Origin of the sequence: Thermobispora bispora DSM 43833, from assembly GCF_000092645.1 — a bacterium.
Classification (GTDB): Bacteria; Actinomycetota; Actinomycetes; order Streptosporangiales; family Streptosporangiaceae; genus Thermobispora; species Thermobispora bispora.
In genome coordinates this window covers 2,573,914-2,590,023 of the sequence record NC_014165.1, presented here as the reverse complement: position 1 = coordinate 2,590,023, position 16,110 = coordinate 2,573,914, and the positions used below count along the sequence as shown (strand labels likewise).

14 protein-coding genes are annotated in these 16,110 nt (G+C 73.1%); 10 read left to right on the top strand and 4 right to left on the bottom strand.

Annotated features, from left to right (window positions below; translation table 11 throughout):
- Window positions 1-14: 14 nt before the first annotated feature.
- The 9 genes from TBIS_RS11050 (at window position 15) to TBIS_RS11015 (ending at window position 11,990) form a co-directional block, all read left to right on the top strand.
- Window positions 15-890, top strand: coding sequence for an FAD binding domain-containing protein (locus tag TBIS_RS11050; RefSeq protein WP_013132473.1), 876 nt, complete (start codon window positions 15-17; stop codon window positions 888-890).
- On the top strand, window positions 887-1,399 hold the full coding sequence (locus TBIS_RS11045) for a (2Fe-2S)-binding protein (protein WP_013132472.1): 513 nt from the start codon (window positions 887-889) through the stop codon (window positions 1,397-1,399). Before TBIS_RS11050 ends, TBIS_RS11045 begins: the two co-directional genes overlap by 4 nt.
- Window positions 1,396-3,798: an aerobic carbon-monoxide dehydrogenase large subunit gene (gene cutA / locus TBIS_RS11040; protein ID WP_013132471.1), complete on the top strand. Its 2,403-nt coding sequence runs from the start codon at window positions 1,396-1,398 to the stop codon at window positions 3,796-3,798. Before TBIS_RS11045 ends, cutA begins: the two co-directional genes overlap by 4 nt.
- Before the next feature lie 233 nt (window positions 3,799-4,031).
- Entirely contained in the window at window positions 4,032-4,721 is a 690-nt protein-coding gene (locus TBIS_RS11035; protein ID WP_013132470.1) for an SRPBCC family protein, read from the top strand.
- Between the two features lie 313 nt (window positions 4,722-5,034).
- The gene (locus TBIS_RS11030; protein ID WP_013132469.1) at window positions 5,035-7,077 is read left to right on the top strand and encodes a hydantoinase/oxoprolinase family protein; all 2,043 of its coding nucleotides are present in this window, start codon (window positions 5,035-5,037) and stop codon (window positions 7,075-7,077) included.
- On the top strand, window positions 7,074-8,909 hold the full coding sequence (locus TBIS_RS11025) for a hydantoinase B/oxoprolinase family protein (RefSeq protein WP_013132468.1): 1,836 nt from the start codon (window positions 7,074-7,076) through the stop codon (window positions 8,907-8,909). The genes TBIS_RS11030 and TBIS_RS11025 overlap by 4 nt, the downstream gene beginning before the upstream one ends.
- A gap of 114 nt (window positions 8,910-9,023) precedes the next feature.
- Window positions 9,024-9,179 (top strand): hypothetical protein, encoded by a 156-nt coding sequence (locus TBIS_RS19310; RefSeq protein WP_013132467.1) that lies wholly within the window; start codon window positions 9,024-9,026, stop codon window positions 9,177-9,179.
- 115 nt (window positions 9,180-9,294) lie between these two features.
- Window positions 9,295-10,482: a CaiB/BaiF CoA transferase family protein gene (locus TBIS_RS11020; RefSeq protein WP_013132466.1), complete on the top strand. Its 1,188-nt coding sequence runs from the start codon at window positions 9,295-9,297 to the stop codon at window positions 10,480-10,482.
- Window positions 10,479-11,990, top strand: a complete 1,512-nt coding sequence (locus TBIS_RS11015; RefSeq protein ID WP_013132465.1) for a carboxyl transferase domain-containing protein — start codon at window positions 10,479-10,481, stop codon at window positions 11,988-11,990. Before TBIS_RS11020 ends, TBIS_RS11015 begins: the two co-directional genes overlap by 4 nt.
- On the opposite strand, the gene TBIS_RS11010 is transcribed toward TBIS_RS11015, so the two are convergent.
- The 3 genes from TBIS_RS11010 to TBIS_RS11000 all read right to left on the bottom strand — a co-directional run bounded on the left by TBIS_RS11010 (window position 11,969) and on the right by TBIS_RS11000 (window position 13,727).
- Entirely contained in the window at window positions 11,969-12,400 is a 432-nt protein-coding gene (locus TBIS_RS11010) for a hypothetical protein (RefSeq protein WP_013132464.1), read from the bottom strand. The two genes, TBIS_RS11015 and TBIS_RS11010, sit on opposite strands and share 22 nt — an antisense overlap.
- Complete coding sequence (locus TBIS_RS11005; RefSeq protein WP_013132463.1) at window positions 12,397-12,855, bottom strand: hypothetical protein; 459 nt, start codon at window positions 12,853-12,855, stop codon at window positions 12,397-12,399. Before TBIS_RS11005 ends, TBIS_RS11010 begins: the two co-directional genes overlap by 4 nt.
- A gap of 80 nt (window positions 12,856-12,935) precedes the next feature.
- Window positions 12,936-13,727: a carbon-nitrogen hydrolase family protein gene (locus tag TBIS_RS11000; RefSeq protein ID WP_013132462.1), complete on the bottom strand. Its 792-nt coding sequence runs from the start codon at window positions 13,725-13,727 to the stop codon at window positions 12,936-12,938.
- 262 nt (window positions 13,728-13,989) lie between these two features.
- Here TBIS_RS11000 and TBIS_RS10995 point away from each other — a divergent pair, with 262 nt between their 5' ends.
- Window positions 13,990-15,153: a pyridoxal phosphate-dependent aminotransferase gene (locus tag TBIS_RS10995; protein WP_083785260.1), complete on the top strand. Its 1,164-nt coding sequence runs from the start codon at window positions 13,990-13,992 to the stop codon at window positions 15,151-15,153.
- Here the strand turns inward: TBIS_RS10995 and TBIS_RS10990 are convergent.
- A complete protein-coding gene (locus TBIS_RS10990; protein WP_013132460.1) occupies window positions 15,113-16,087 on the bottom strand; it encodes a LysR substrate-binding domain-containing protein in 975 nt (324 codons plus the stop codon). The genes TBIS_RS10995 and TBIS_RS10990 overlap by 41 nt on opposite strands.
- Between the last annotated feature and the right edge of the window lie 23 nt (window positions 16,088-16,110).

The window sequence follows — 16,110 nt, the reverse complement described above, 5'->3', positions numbered from 1 at the left end:
ATCACAGGAAACCGGTGAAACCACCAGCCTTTCGCTACCACGATCCGGCCGAGCTGGGCGAGGCGGTCGACCTCCTCGCCCGGCTCGGCCCGGACGGCAAGGTCCTGGCGGGCGGCCAGAGCCTGATCCCGCTGCTCAACATGCGGCTGGCCGCCCCTGCCCATCTGGTCGACATCAACCGGATCACCGAGCTGAACACGATCACCGCCGAGCCCGGCGGGGTGCGGGTGGGCGCGCTCGCCCGGCACCGGGCGGTGGAGCGCTCGGCCGAGGCGAGGGCGGTCCAGCCGCTCCTCGCCCAGGCGCTCCACCACGTCGCCCACCCGGTGATCCGCAACCGGGGGACCGTGGTCGGCAGCATCGTCCACGCCGACCCCTCCGCGGAGATGCCCGCCGTCCTCGCCCTGCTCGGCGGCTCCGTACGGCTCGCCAGCAGCCGCGGGGAGCGGGACGTCCCCGCCGCGGAGTTCTTCGTCGGCCCCCTGGAGACGGCGCTGCAGCCGGGCGAGCTCGCCGTGTCGGCGTTCTTCCCGGCGCTGCCGGAGCGCTCGGGCACCGCGTTCTGCGAGGTCTCCCGGCGCCACGGCGACTACGCGATGGCGGGCGTGGCCGCGGCCGTCACCCTCGACGAGGACCTGCGGATCAGGTCGGCCCGCGTCGCGTGCGTGAGCGTCGGCCCGGTCCCCGTGGTCATCGACGTCACCGCGGTCTGCGGAGCCCGCCCGGCGTCCTCCGTGGACTGGGACGCGGTCGCGGACGCGGTGCGCGAGCGGATCGACCCGGAGGCGGACATCCACGCGACCGCCGAATACCGGCGGCATCTGACCGGGGTGCTCGCGGTACGGGCACTGCGGAGCGCCGCCGACGCCGCGGGGGAGAGTGAGGAATGAGCGAGCGGACAGAGGAGATCGACACGGAGTGCACCCGGAGCATCACCCTCACGGTGAACGGGGTGGTGCGGGAGGCGACGGTACCGGTGCGCCGGCTGCTCTCCGACTGCCTGCGGCACGACCTCGGCCTCACCGGCACGCACGTCGGCTGTGAGCACGGGGTGTGCGGCGCGTGCACGGTGCTCCTCGACGGGGAGCCGGTGCGCTCGTGCCTGACCCTGGCGGTCACCGCGGACGGGCACGAGATCACCACGGTCGAGGGCCTCGCCAAGGACGGCGAGCTCTCGCCGGTGCAGCGCGCCTTCATCGAGTGCCACGCGCTGCAGTGCGGGTTCTGCACCCCCGGCTTCCTCACCACCATCACGGCGTTCCTCCGGGAGAACCCGTCCCCCACCGACGACGAGATCGTGGAGGGCATCGCCGGCAACCTGTGCCGGTGCACCGGTTACCAGAACATCATCAAGGCGGTCCGCCGGGCCGCCGAGATCCAGGCGGAGGAGGCCCAGTGACGACGCAGCTGTTCGGGGAGCCGGTGCAGCGGCGTGAGGACCCCCGCTTGGTCACCGGCAACGGGCGGTACCTCGACGATCTGGGCCGGGACGCGCTCGCGGCCGCGTTCGTCCGGTCGCCCCACGCCCACGCCCGGATCGTCGACATCGACGTGTCGGCCGCGCTCGACGTGGACGGGCTGGTCGCCATCTACACGTGGGAGGACCTGCCCGGTGCGATCGCCGAGCCGCTGCCGCTGCTGATCCCGCACCCCGCGCTCACCCACGGCAGGACCGCGTACGCGCTCGCCAAGGACGTGGTCCGGCACGTGGGCGAGCCGGTGGTCATGGTCGTCGCCCGCGACCGGTACGTCGCCGAGGACGCCTGCGACCTGATCAAGGTCGAGTACGAGCCGCTCAAGCCGGTCATCGGCGTGGAGGAGGCGGCCCGCGGGGAGCACCTGGTCCACCCGGACGTGCCCGGCAACGTGGGCGCGCACCTGGTGCAGGAGGTGCGCTCCGCCGACGGCCGCTCGGCGCGGGAGATGATCGAGGACGCGCCGCACACCCTCGCGTTCCGGCTCGACATCGAGCGCAGCGCCTCCATGCCGATGGAGGGCAGGGGCGTGTACGCCCGGTGGGACCCGGACGACGAGTCGCTGCGGGTCTACTCGTCCACGCAGACCTCGACCAGCGTCCGGATGGCGATCGCGGCCAAGCTCGGGCTCCCGCTGCCGAAGGTCGAGGTGATCGCCCCGGACGTGGGCGGCGGCTTCGGCGTCAAGATCATGCACCCGTGGCCGGAGGAGATCCTCATCCCGTGGGCCGCCCGGCAGCTCAACCGGGAGATCAAGTGGACCGAGGACCGCCGGGAGCACTTCATCTCCTCGGCCCACGAGCGGGCCCAGGTGCAGTACGTCCGGGTGGGGTTCGACGACGACGGCCGCATCCTCGGCCTGGACGTGAACATCCTCCACGACCACGGCGCGTACACGCCGTACGGGATCATCGTGCCGATCATCACCTCGACCCAGCTGCTCGGGCCGTACAAGATCGGCGCCTACCGGGTCGAGTTCTCCTCGCTCTACACCAACACCGTGCAGGTCACGCCGTACCGGGGCGCCGGCCGCCCGCAGGGCGTGTTCTGCATGGAGCGCACCATGGACAAGATCGCGGCGTACCTCGGCAAGGACCGGACCGAGGTGCGGGCCGTGAACTTCATCCAGCCCGATGAGTTCCCGTACGACCAGGGCCTGATCTTCCAGGACGGGCGGCCGCTCATCTACGACAGCGGCAACTACCCCGAGGCCCTGCGGATGCTCAAGAAGCTGATCGGCTGGGACTCGTTCCCGGAGCTGAAGGCCAAGGCGGCCGCGGAGGGGCGGCGGCTCGGCATCGGCATCGGCTGCTACGTCGAGGGCACCGGCGTCGGCCCGTACGAGGGCGGGCACGTCCAGATCACCACCGACGGGCGGGTCCACGTCTCGACCGGCCTCACCTCGCAGGGGCAGGGGCACGAGACGGTCTTCGCGCAGATCGCCGCGACCGAGCTCGGCGTGCCGATCGAGAAGGTGACCGTGGTCACCGGGGACACCCGCCGGTTCGGGTACGCGGTGGGCACCTTCGCCTCCCGGGCGGCCGTGATGAGCGGGAACGCGATCGCGCTCGCCTGCCGGAAGGTGCGGGAGAAGGCGCTGAAGATCGCGGCCGAGGCGCTGGAGGCCGACCCGCGCGACCTCACCATCACCGACGGGGTGGTGCACGTGGTCGGCGCGCCGTCGGTGTCGATCCCGCTGGCGACCGTCGCCGTGCTCGCCAACCCGCTGCGGTACGCGTTCGACGAGGAGGCCAAGCGCGCCACCCAGTTCGCCGGGGCGACGTCCATGGACCGGCCCCCGGTGGAGGAGGGCGAGGAGCCGGGGCTGGAGGGCAAGGACTACTACTCGCCCGTCCGGTCGACGTTCGCCAGCGGCATGCACGCGGCGATCGTGGAGACCGACCCCGAGACGGCCGAGATCAAGATCCTCAAGTACGCGGTGGTGCACGACTGCGGCCGGCTCATCAACCCGATGATCGTGGAGGGGCAGGTCCACGGGGGAGTCGCCCAGGGCGTCGGCGGCGCGCTCTACGAGCGGCTCGTCTACGACGAGCACGGGCAGCTGCTCAACGCCTCGTTCATGGACTTCCTCATCCCGTACGCCACCGAGGTGCCGCGGATCGAGACCGACCACCTGGAGACGCCCTCGCCGCTCAACCCGCTCGGCATCAAGGGCGCGGGCGAGGCGGGCGTGATCCCGGTCTCGGCGGTCATCGCCTCGGCCATCGAGGACGCGGAGGGCTTCCCCATCGACCGGATGCCGATCTCCCCGTCCGAGCTGTACGAGCTGCGCAAGGCGCGGGAGCACGCCTCGGTCGGCTGACCGCGGATCCCGGCCGGGGGAGCGGCCGGGCCGGTGCCGGCGGGCCCGAACGGGAGCACGCGCTCCCTTTTGAAGCGGGACCGCGGCGCTCGGCCCGGCCGCCGCGTTTTTCACCATCGCGCGGCCCGCGAAATCCTGTGAATTCTTCATGAGGGAAAGCCCGACAGGGGGCAGATCTTGCCGTTCTCCCCGGGTGAAGTGAATCCTTAGGGTGCTCGGCATCGGAGGTGCCCATGAAGGTCGTTGGCAGTGCAACGCTCGGGGTGGAGCGCAAACGCCTATGGGAGGCTTTCCACGACCCCGAGGTTCTGGTACGGACCATCCCCGGGTGCGAGCGCCTGCAGGAGGTCGGCACGGATGTCTATTCGATGACGCTGACCGCCGGCGTCGCCTCGATCAAGGGGGTGTACCAGGGCCAGGTGGCGCTCGTCGACCCCCAGGAGCCGGAGCGGTTCGTGCTCAAGGCGCAGGGGCAGGGTGCCCCGGGCACGGTCGAGGCGACCGTGCAGGTCCGGCTCAGCGAGGTCGAGGGCGGCACCCGGGTCGACTACGACGCCGATGCCGTCGTCGGCGGCATGATCGGCGGGGTCGGCCAGCGGATGCTCAGCTCGGTGGCGAAGCGGATGGCGAACGAGTTCTTCACCGCCGTCGAGCGGCACCTGCTGTCGGGCGCGGCCGCCGCGGCCGGGCAGCAGGCCCCCGAGCAGGCGGTTCCGGAGCAGGCCGCTCCGGAGGCGGCCGCCGCCGAGCCCGCGGCCGCACCGCGGGAGACCGCCAAGGTGTTCACCCGGGAGGCCGGTGGGCCGGCCCGCCCGGCCGGGGCTCCGTCCTGGTCACTGGTCACCGCGTTCGGCCTCGGGGCGGCCGTGGCGCTCGGCAGCGCCGTCGTCGGCTGGCTCCTCGGCCGCTCGCGGCGCCGCTGACGCCTGCGCCGGGCGGGGACGGGGCCCGGTGGGGCGGCCCCGGGCCGGGGTGGGCCGGGCTCGCTCCGCCGCGGTACCGGCGGGCCCGCCCGCCCGGTGCAGGCGATGGGCATGGGCGACCCGTGCGGGTCGCCCATTCGTGTTTTCCCGGAAAAGTCTTCTCCGCGGTTTTCCGCGCGCGTTTCCCGGCGCGATTCCCGGACGGGAGCCGGACGCGCGGAGATCTTCTGTGGCAGGGTCTGACGAGGGGGCGCTTTTTATTCGGCAGAGTGCGCCGGTTCGGCGGGTCGGAGCCGATCGGTAAACACGGAATATGCCTAGCGTCCGCATCGGGGTCGACACCGGGGGCACATTCACCGACGTCGTTCTGGTGGATGACGAGACCGGCCAGATCATCACCACCAAGACCCCCTCTACTCCTGCCGATCCAGCCGAGGGATTCATGGCAGCCGTCCACAAGGTCCTCGAGGCCTATGGCGGCTCCTGCGACATCGGCGCGGTGGCGGCGATCGTCCACGGCACGACGGTCGCCACCAACCTGCTCCTCCAAGAGCGTCCCGAGGGCATGTCCCACCTCGGGTTCATCACGACCGAGGGCTTCGAGTTCATCTTGGAGATCGCCCGGCAGAGCGTGCCGGATGGGTACGGCAACTCCTACTTCTGGGTGAAGCCGCCGCGGATCGTCCCGGTGCACCGGGTGAAGACCGTCGGAGGGCGGCTCGACCACCTCGGCCGGGAGGTCCGGCCGTTCGACGAGGAGGAGGCCGTCCGGGTGGCGCGGTGGTTCAAGGAGCGCGGGATCACCGCGATCGGCGTCTGCTTCCTCCACTCGTACGCCAACCCGGAGCACGAGCGGCGCATGCGCGAGGTGCTGGCGCGCGAGCACCCCGAGGCCGTGGTCTCGATCTCCAGCGACGTGCTGCGGGAGTACCGCGAGTACGAGCGGTCGGTCACCACCCTGGTGGACGCCGCGGTCAAGCCGGTGATCCGGCAGTACATCGGCAACCTCACCGAGCGGCTCGGCCGCGGGTTCTCGGTCATGAAGAGCAACGGCGGCATCCTCTCGGCCGCCGAGGTGGTGCACCAGCCGATCGCCACGGTGCTCTCCGGCCCGGCCGCCGGCGCCCTCGGGGCCGCGCTGATCGCGGCGAACGCCGGCCACCCGAGCGTGATCACCCTGGACGGCGGCGGCACCTCCACCGACGTCGCCGTGGTGATCAACGGTGAGCCTAGCCTCACCACCGAGGGGAGCATCGGCCCCTACCCCTGCAAGATCCCGATGATCGACATCGTGACCGTCGGGGCGGGCGGCGGCTCGATCGCGTGGGTCTCGCCCGAGGGCACGCTCAAGGTCGGCCCGCGCTCCGCCGGGGCGGACCCGGGGCCGCTCTGCTACGCCAAGGGCGGCACCGAGGTCACGGTGACGGACGCCCACGTCTTCCTCGGCCGTGTGCCGCCGCACCTGCTCGGCGGGGAGATCGCCCTCGACGTGGCCGCGGCCCGGAAGGGCCTGGAGGAGCTCGCGGGCAGGCTCGGCCTCACCCCGGAGCGGTGCGCCACCGGCATCCTGGAGATCAGCGCGTTCAACCAGGCGAACGCGATCCGCCAGATCACCGTGGAGCGCGGGCTCGACATCCGCGAGTTCCCGATGGTGGCCTTCGGCGGCTCCGGCCCGCTGCTCGCCTGCCGCCTGATCGACATCCTCGGCCTCCCCGCGGTGATCGTCCCGCCGGACCCGGGCAACCTGTCGGCGTTCGGCCTGCTCAGCGTGGACGTCCGGAACGACTACGTCCGCACCTACGTCTCGCGCAACCCCGCGCCGGAGAAGGTGGCGGAGCTCTACGCGGAGCTGGAGGCCCAGGCGGCCGACGCGCTCGACCGCGAAGGCTTCACCGAGCACGTCTACGCCCGCAGCGCGGACCTGCGCTACTACGGCCAGGCGTACGAGGTGCGGGTGCCGGCGCCCGACGGCCCGATCGACGCCGCCTGGCTCGCCGCGGTCGTCGACCGGTTCCACACCGAGCACGAGCGGCTCTACGGGTACGCGTACCGGAACGACCCGCGCCACGCGGTCGAGTTCGTCAACTTCCGGGTGTCCGGGATCGGCCCGATCAAGCGCCCGACCATCCCGCGGCGGCCGCGGCAGGCCGAGGAGCCGAGCCCGGTGGCGACCCGCCAGGTCTACTTCGACCAGTGGAGCCGCACGGTGATCTACCGCCGCGGCGACCTCGGGGCCGGCGCCGTGGTGCGCGGCCCGGCGGTCATCGAGGAGTACGGATCGACCCTGCCCGTGCACCCGGGCTTCACCGCGACCATGGACGACTACGGCAACCTTGTGGTGGTGAGCGAGCGATGAGCGCGAAGAACGGCGCCGACCCGGTCCTCGTGGAGATCGTGCAGGGCACGCTCGCCTCGGTCGAGAAGGAGGTCGAGACCGCGATCGCGCGGACCGCGCGCTCGCCGATGATCCGCGACGCGCACGACTTCCGGGCCGGCATCCACGACGTGAAGCTGCGCAAGCTCACCGGCCGGTCCTACTCGGCGCTGGTCCAGCCGATCGTGCGGGACTTCCCGATCGAGACCATGCGCCCGGGTGACGTCTACTTCCACAACGACGTGTACCTGTCCGAGGGCGGCATCGGCCACCTGCCGGACCTGTGCGTCACCGTGCCGGTGTTCCACAAGGGGGAGGTCGTCGCCTTCGTCCAGGCGTTCGGCCACCACGACGACATCGGCGGCGCCGTACCCGGCTCGATGCCGTCGCGGGCGCGCAGCGTCTTCGAAGAGGGCCTGATGGTGCCCCCGATCAAGCTGTGGGACCAGGGGGTGCCCAACCGGGCCGCGCTCACCATCATGACCCGCAACTCCCGGACGCCCGACGCGCTCGCCGGCGACCTCGACGCCGAGTGCTCCGCCTGCCTGATGGGGGCGCGCCGGCTCGCCGAGCTGTTCGACCGGTACGGCCGGGAGGCGGTGGAGGCGTGCTTCGACGCGATCATCGACAACACGACGGAGACCTTCCGCCGGGAGCTGCTGTCGAAGATCCCCGAGGGGGTCTACGTCTGGGAGGACTACGCCGAGCACGACGGCGTGGACGAGCCGAAGCTGCACACCCAGCGGATCACGCTCACCGTCGACCACTCGGCCGACCCGCCGCTCACCATCGACTTCACCGGCACCTCGCCCCAGGCGAAGGGGCCGATCAACCACGCGGGCGACTACGCGGACGGGGTGTTCCTGAAGAAGTGGCTCGCCCCGATCCTCCGCAATCTCGCCGACACGCCCGAGCGGATGGCCGAGCTCGACGTGAACGAGGGCGTCGTCCCGCTGATCAAGATGGTCTTCCCGGAGAAGGGCACCCTGCTCACGCCGATCTTCCCGGCGCCCACCAACGCCCGGACGTTCGTGATCCTGCGGCTGCTGGGGGTGCTCGCCGGGGTGCTCGCCAAGGCGACCGGGGGGCGGATGCCGGCCGACCAGGAGACCATCCGGTACACCGGCGTGTACGGCGAGTCCGACGACGGCCCGTACCTGATGCGCGAGGTGCTCGGCGGCGGCTCGGGCGGCCGCTGGTACGCGGACGGCGAGGACACCATCCACGTCGTGCCGGACTCGCGGAACATCCCGGTGGAGTTCGCCGAGTCGCGCTGGCCGCTGCGGGTGGAGCGGCTCGGGCTCGCCGTGGACAGCGGCGGGCCGGGGGAGTTCCGCGGCGGCCTCGGTTACGACAAGCACATCCGCATGCTCCGCGACGCGTCGTTCATGTCGATCGCCGACCGGTCGATCCTCTCCTGCTGGGGGGTGAACGGCGGCAAGGCCGGCGCCCCGTTCCGGGTCACGGTGGGCGACGTGGAGCTCGACGGCCTGGTCGACGACTACCCGGTCCGCGCCGGGGAGATCATCCGGATCCGCACCACCGGTGGCGGCGGCTGGGGCCACCCGTACAACCGCCCGGTGGAGAAGGTGGTCGCCGACGTCCGCGACGGCAAGGTCTCCTTCGAGGGGGCGCGGCGGGACTACGGCGTGGTGCTCTCCGGGGACCGGGACCACATCGTGGTCGACGAGGAGGCGACCGAGCGGCTCCGGGCGGAGATGCGCGCCCAGCCGCAGGAGGCCTTCTTCGACCGGGGACCGGGCTACCCCAAGCTCTCCGGCGGCAAGCGGTACGCGGACGTCGACGTGCTGTGACGCGGCCGGGCCGGCTCCGCGCCCGATGGCGCCCGGGTGATTCGACCGGATCTGCCGGGGTACCCGTCTGACCGGCATAACCGTCAGACGGGTGCAAACGAGGAGGAATCACCGATGCCATCGATGATCGAGCGGGTCAAGGAGTACATGCGGAGCCGGCCGGGCCGCGACGCCGTCGAGCGGGCGAAGCACATGGCCACCGACCGGCGGACCCGGGACCGGGTACGCCACTTCCTCGACCGTTGGCGCAGGGGCGGGTCCCGGCACTGACCGGCCACCCGGGCGGATCCAGGGGGATCCCCGGGTGCCGGTCGGGCCGGGTCCGCCCCGCCGAACCGGGGAGCGACCGACACCCTCCCCCTGGAATCCCTTGTGGAGGCCGATCTTGCCTGGACCCCTGCACGACATCGTCGTTCTCGACCTGTCGAGGGCGCTGGCCGGGCCCCACGCGGCCCAGATGCTCGGCGACCTCGGCGCGTACGTGATCAAGGTGGAGCACCCGTCCGGCGGCGACGAGTCCCGCGGGTGGGGCCCGCCGTTCGTCGGCCCGGACGGCGACATCTCCACCTACTTCCTCGCGGCCAACCGCAACAAGCGGTCGATCACCGTGGACCTGAAGTCCGCCGAGGGCAAGGAGCTCCTCGAGCGGCTGGTGCGGCAGAGCGACGTGCTCATCGAGAACTTCCGCACCGGGGTGCTCGACCGGCTCGGCTTCCCGGTCGCCCGGCTGCACGAGCTCAACCCGCGCCTGGTCATCCTGTCGATCACCGGGTTCGGCCACGACGGCCCGGAGGGCGGCCGGCCCGGCTACGACCAGATCGCCCAGGGCGAGGCCGGCCTGATGTCCCTCACCGGGCCGTCCCCCGACGAGCCGTACCGGGTCGGGGCCTCCATCGCCGACCTGCTCGCCGGCATCCACGGCGCCTTCGGCGTGCTGGCCGCGCTCTTCGAGCGCGAGCGGACCGGGCGCGGCAAGGTCGTCCGCACCTCCCTGCTCGCCTCGGTGGTGGGCATCCACTCCTACCACGGCACGGCCTGGACCGTGGGCCGCACCGTGCCGAAGGCCAACGGCAACCACCACTCCTCGATCGCCCCGTACGGCGCCTTCCGGTGCGCCGACGGCATGATCCAGCTCGCGGTCGCCAACGACGGGCAGTGGCGGAAGGTCGCCGAGCTGCTCGGCATCGACCCCGACCAGCCCAAGTACGCCACCAACCGGGACCGGCTCATCCACCGGGACGAGCTGATCGCCGACATCGAGAAGGCGCTCGCCGCGCACGACCGCGCCCACTGGCTCGCCCGGCTCGGCGAGCTGGGCGTGCCCGCCGGGGCCATCCGGTCGATCGACGAGGTCTACGCCTGGGACCAGGTCCGGTCCCAGCGGCTCCTGGTGAAGGTCGACCACCCGGTGCTCGGCGAGATCGAGCTCCCCGGTTCGCCGCTGCGGTTCGAGGCGCCCGGCGGGGTCGAGGAGGAGCCCGTGCGGCACCTGGCGCCGCCCGCGCTCGGCCAGGACAACGAGGCGGTGCTCGCGTGGCTCCGCGAGCGGGAGCAGGGGGGCGGATCCGGATGACCGGGACCACGCAGCGGCGGATCGCCAGGCCCGACGCGCGCACGCTCATCACCCGGGTGCTCGACCCCGGCTCGTGGCGCTCCTGGGACGCGCCGGTGGTGGACCGGGCCGCCCCCGGGTCCGAGTACGCCCAGGACCTCGCCGAGGCCCGGGCCAAGAGCGGCTACGACGAGGCGGTGATCACCGGCGAGGGCACCCTCGGCGGGCGCCGGGTCGCGATCGTCGCCTGCGAGTTCTCCTTCCTCGCCGGCTCGATCGGCGTGGCCGCGGCCGAGCGGCTCGTCGCGGCGATCGAGCGCGCCACCGCGGAGCGGCTCCCGCTGATCGCCTCCACCGCGAGCGGCGGCACCCGGATGCAGGAGGGCGCGCTCGCCTTCGCCCAGATGGTGAAGATCACCGCCGCGGTCGCCGCCCACCGCGAGGCCGGCCTGCCGTACCTCGTCTACCTGCGGCACCCCACCACCGGGGGCGTGTTCGCGTCCTGGGGCTCGCTCGGCCACGTGACCGCGGCCGAGCCCGGGGCGCTGATCGGCTTCCTCGGCCCGCGGGTGTTCCAGGCGCTGTACGGGTTCCCGTTCCCCGAGGGCGTCCAGGTGGCCGAGAACCTCTTCACCCACGGGCTGCTCGACGCCGTGGTGTCGGCCGAGGACGCGCGCGAGGTCGCCATCCGGGCGCTGGAGGTGCTCTGCGCGCCGCGCACCGGGCTCGAGCGCGGCCCCGAGCCCGAGGAGGCGGAGGTGGCCGTGCCGGCCTGGGAGGCGATCACCCGGTCGCGCAACGAGCACCGGCCCGGCGTGCGCGAGCTGCTCAAGCTCGCCGCCCGCGACGTCACCCCGCTCAACGGCACCGGCGCCGGGGAGAACGACCCCGGGCTGCTGCTCGCGCTCGCCCGGTTCGGTGAGGCCCCCGCCGTCGTCCTCGGCCAGGACCGCAGGAGCCGGCGCACCGGCATGGGCATCGGCCCGGCCGGGCTGCGGGTGGCCCGCCGCGGCATGCGGCTCGCCGCCGAGCTCGGCCTGCCCCTGGTCACCGTGATCGACACGGCGGGCGCCGCGCTCTCCCGGGCCGCCGAGGAGGGCGGCCTCGCCGGTGAGATCGCCCGCTGCCTGGCCGACCTGGTGATGCTCGACACGCCGACCGTCTGCCTCATGCTCGGCGAGGGCGCGGGCGGCGCGGCGCTCGCCCTGCTCCCGGCCGACCGGGTGGTGTGCGCCCAGCACGCCTGGCTCTCCCCGCTCCCGCCGGAGGGGGCGTCCGCGATCCTCTACCGGACCGTGGACCGGGCCCCCGAGATCGCCGAGGCGCAGGGGGTGCGGGCGGTCGACCTCAAACGGGACGGCATCGTCGACCGGATCATCCCGGAGCGCCCGGACGCCGCCGAGGAGCCCGAGGCGTTCTGCCGCAGGGTGGCGCGCGTGCTCGAGTACGAGATCATCGGCCTGCTCGACACGCCCGCCGCGGAACGGCGCGCCGCCCGGATCGCCCGCTACCGGTCGCTCGGCTCCTGATCGCCGCCGAGCGGCACCGGCACCTGCTCGACCCGGATGGCGTGCACCTCCTCCGGGGGCACGACGACCTCGTAGGCGCCGTGGTCGACGAGCCAGTACCCCAGCTCCTCGGCCCGCCGGCCGTCGTGGCCCGCGTACGCGATGTGCAGGCCGCCCTCGTCGTCCTCCTCCTCGGCGAGCACCAGGCACGGCTCCCCGCCGAACACCCCGACCGTGCGCAGCAGGGTGAGCCGTTCCAGCTCGGCCCGGGGCACGCGCAGCCGCCAGTAGCCGTCGCCCTCCCGGTCGAAACCCGGCTGCGGGGTCTCGCTGAACAGGGTGACCTCCCCGTCGCCCGGCCCGATGGCGGCGACATAGGTCCGCCCCCGGTACCCGGCGATGAGGCCGAGCCCCACGGGTGGCGTGCTCATCCGGCCGGCCGCCAGGTGAGCCCGTCGAACACGGCGAACGGCCGCGCCCCGGCCGCGGTGAGGTGGACGATCTCGGCGCCCGCGGGGATCGGCATCGGCATGGTGTGGAACTGCGGGATCACGTGCTCCCGGGAGGAGGTGAACCCGGTCCCGGTGAACGGCGGCCGGTCGTGCCAGTCGCCGCCCATCAGCGGGCCGTACGGGACGGTGTAGGTGTCGACGTCGTGCGCCCGCCAGCGCAGGATGTACAGCTCGGGGACCTCGGGGGTGAGCTCGGACCCGGTGAAGCCCAGGTCCAGGGCGGCCACGTAGTCGGCCGGGGTGGCCAGGTGGTCGCAGTCCTGCGCCCGGTACACGTAGCCCGAGATGAACGTCCGCCGTCCGGAGAGGTACGGCACGAGCAGCTTGGGCGGGATCACCTTGAGCATCAGGGCCGGCCGCGCCTCCTCGCCCATGCCGCCTCCCTCACCGGCCCGCGGGGCCGCCCGGAGGACGGCGGTCCCCGGTCGAACTCCGCTCGATCACGGGGGCAAGTTTACGATCGGCCGGCCCCCAGCCGCCGGTGTTCCAGGCAGGGCAGCGTCCGCCGGGCGCGCTCGGTGGTCTCGGGGTCGATCTCGCCGATCCGCACGGCCGGCCACGGGCCGAGGTCGAGCCGGACCACGCCCATCGGGTCGACGAGCATGCTGCGGCCGATGCCGAAGCCGTCGCTGATCGACGGGTGGGGCGCCTGGCCGACCGCGATCGTCCAGGTGGTGTTCTCGATCGCCCGGGCCCGCACCAGGGTGGCCCAGTGGTCCTCCTTCAGCAGGCCCGACCCCCAGGCGGCGGGCACCGCGAACACCTCGGCGCCCTGGTCGATCAGCGCCCTGGCGAGCTCGGGAAAGCGCACGTCGTAGCAGGTGATCAGCCCGATCCGCAGCCCGGCGAGCTCCACGACGACCGGCGTGTCCCCGGGCGCGACGAACTGGGACTCGCGCGCGCCGAACGAGTCGAACAGGTGGATCTTCCGATAGGTGCCGGCGATCCGCCCCTGCTCGTCGATGGCGACCGTGGTGTTGTACACCCGGCCGTCCCCGGCCGGCTCGAACACGCCCGTGATCACCGCGATTCCGTGCTCCCGCGCGGCCTCGGCGATCCCGGTGACGTAGGGGCCGTCGAGCGGCTGGGCGGCCTCGACCACCCGTTTGCCGAAGCGGGCGAGCGCCGCCTCGGGGAAGACAGCGAGCCGGGCGCCGCGCGCCTGGGCGAGGGCGTCCAGAGCGGTCTTGAGGTTCTCCGCGGGGTCGTGGCCGACGGGGATCTGGCAGAGGGCTACGCGTGTCATGACCACCAGTCTGCCGGGTGCCGATCGGCCGGGGTAGGCGCCGGGAGACCGCCGGCGGGCGCCGCGCGCCGCGTCAGGCCATGGGCGGCCGCGGGGCGCCCGGCGTCCCGGCCGCGCCCGTCGGCGCACCCGGCCCCGGGCGCGCCCGCGCGGCGCCGGTCGCCCGGCCGGCCCGCCCACCGGGCCGTCCGGGGCGGTGGCCCGCCGGGGGGGCGGTGGCCCGCCGGGGCGCGGACGCCCGCCGCCGGGTTACCCTGGCCCGGTGAACGAGCCGCTGGTGACCCGCATGCGCGAATTCGGCACGACGGTCTTCGCGGAGATGACGAGGCTGGCCGTGGAGACCGGCTCGATCAACCTGGGGCAGGGCTTCCCGGACACCGACGGGCCGGAGCGGATGCTGGAGCGGGCCGTCGAGGCCGTCCGGGGCGGCTGGAACCAGTACCCACCGGGGCCCGGCCTGCCCGAGCTGCGCCGGGCGGTGGCCGAGCACCGCGCGCGCTGGTACGGGCTGGAGTACGACCCGGAGACCGAGGTCCTCGTGACGGTCGGGGCCACCGAGGCGATCACCGCCGCGATCCTCGCCCTCTGCGAGCCGGGCGACGAGGTCATCGTGTTCGAGCCGTACTACGACTCGTACGCGGCGGCGATCGCCCTCGCCGGGGCGGTGCGCCGGCCGGTGACCCTCCGCCCGGACGCGGGCCGGTTCACGTTCGACCCGGACGAGCTGGCGGCGGCGGCCGGTCCGAGGACCCGGGCGATCCTGGTGAACTCGCCGCACAACCCGACCGGGACCGTGTTCACCCGGGAGGAGCTGGAGACGATCGCCCGGATCTGCCGCGACCGGGACCTGATCGCGATCACCGACGAGGTGTACGAGCACCTGACCTTCGACGGGGTGGAGCACGTCCCCCTCGCCACGCTCCCCGGCATGCGCGAGCGCACCGTCATGATCTCCTCGGCGGGGAAGACCTTCAGCGTGACCGGGTGGAAGACCGGCTGGGTGTGCGCCCCGGCCCCGCTGGTCGGCGCGGTGCAGACCGTCAAGCAGTTCCTCACCTTCACCGCGAGCGCGCCGTGGCAGCTCGCCGTGGCGTACGCGCTGCGCGAGGAGATGGACTGGGTGGCCGCCCAGCGCGCCGCGCTGGAGGCGAAGCGGGACCGGCTGATGGCCGGGCTGAAGTCGGTGGGCTTCGAGGTGTTCACCCCGGCCGGCACGTACTTCATCCAGACGGACATCCGCCCGCTCGGCTTCGCCGACGGGCACGAGCTCGCCCTGCGGCTCCCGGAGCTCGCCGGGGTGGTGGCCATCCCCACCCAGGTCTTCTACGACGACCCGTCCCGGGGGCGGCACTACCTGCGGTTCGCCTTCTGCAAGAAGGACGAGGTCATCGACGAGGCGGTGCGCCGTCTTCAGCGGCTGGCCTGACCACCCGCACCGGGAGCCCTTTGGCCTCGATGGCGCCGCGGATGGCGGCGGCGACCTGGGCGTACTCGCCCGACCGCGCCGAGGTGGCGCGGTAGACCAGGCCGATCCGGCGGCCGGGCGGCTCGGCGAAGTGGCGCAGGGCGAGCCGGTCCGGCCGGTTCGCCGTGTCCGCGACCGCGAGCCGGGGCACGAGCGTCACCCCGAGCCCGCCCGCGACGAGCTGGATCAGGGTCTGCAGGCTCGTGGCGTACGTGGTCATGGTCGCCCGCGCGCCCACCTCGCGGCACACGTCGATCGCCTGCTCCCGCAGGCAGTGGCCCTGGTTGAGGAGCACGATGTCGAGCCCTTTGAGGACGTCCCGGCCGAGCGGCTCGGTGCCCTGGGCGAGCGGGTGGTCGCACGGCAGGGCGAGGAGGAAGTCCTCGTCGTAGAGCGGCTCCTCCACGAGCCCGCGCACCTCGGTGGGGAGGGCGACCAGGGCGAGGTCCAGCCCGCCCTCCCGGACCTCCTCGAGGAGGGTCTCGGTCTTCGCTTCCTGGACAATTAACCTCAAACCCGGAAAACGCTCCGCGAACATCGGGAGCAGCGTCGGGAGCAGGTACGGGGCGACCGTCGGGATGACGCCCAGGTGGGCCGGCCCCGTGAACGGCTCCCGCGACCGCGCCACGTCGGCGACCAGGTTCTCCAGGTCGGCGAGGATGCGCGCGGCGTGCACGCTCACGCGCTCGCCCGCCGGCGTGAGCATCACCTTGCGGGTGGTCCGCTCCAGCAGCTGCGTCTGCAGGGTCCGCTCCAGCGCGGCGATCGCGCTGGACAGCGCGGGCTGGCTCATCCGGAGCGCGGCCGCCGCGTCCCGGAAGTGCAGGTGATCGGCGACCGCGAGGAAGGCGCGGAGCTGGGCTATCGTCGGCAGCGGCTCACTGATAGCAATCACCTTTCAGATTGGTTCGACTACTC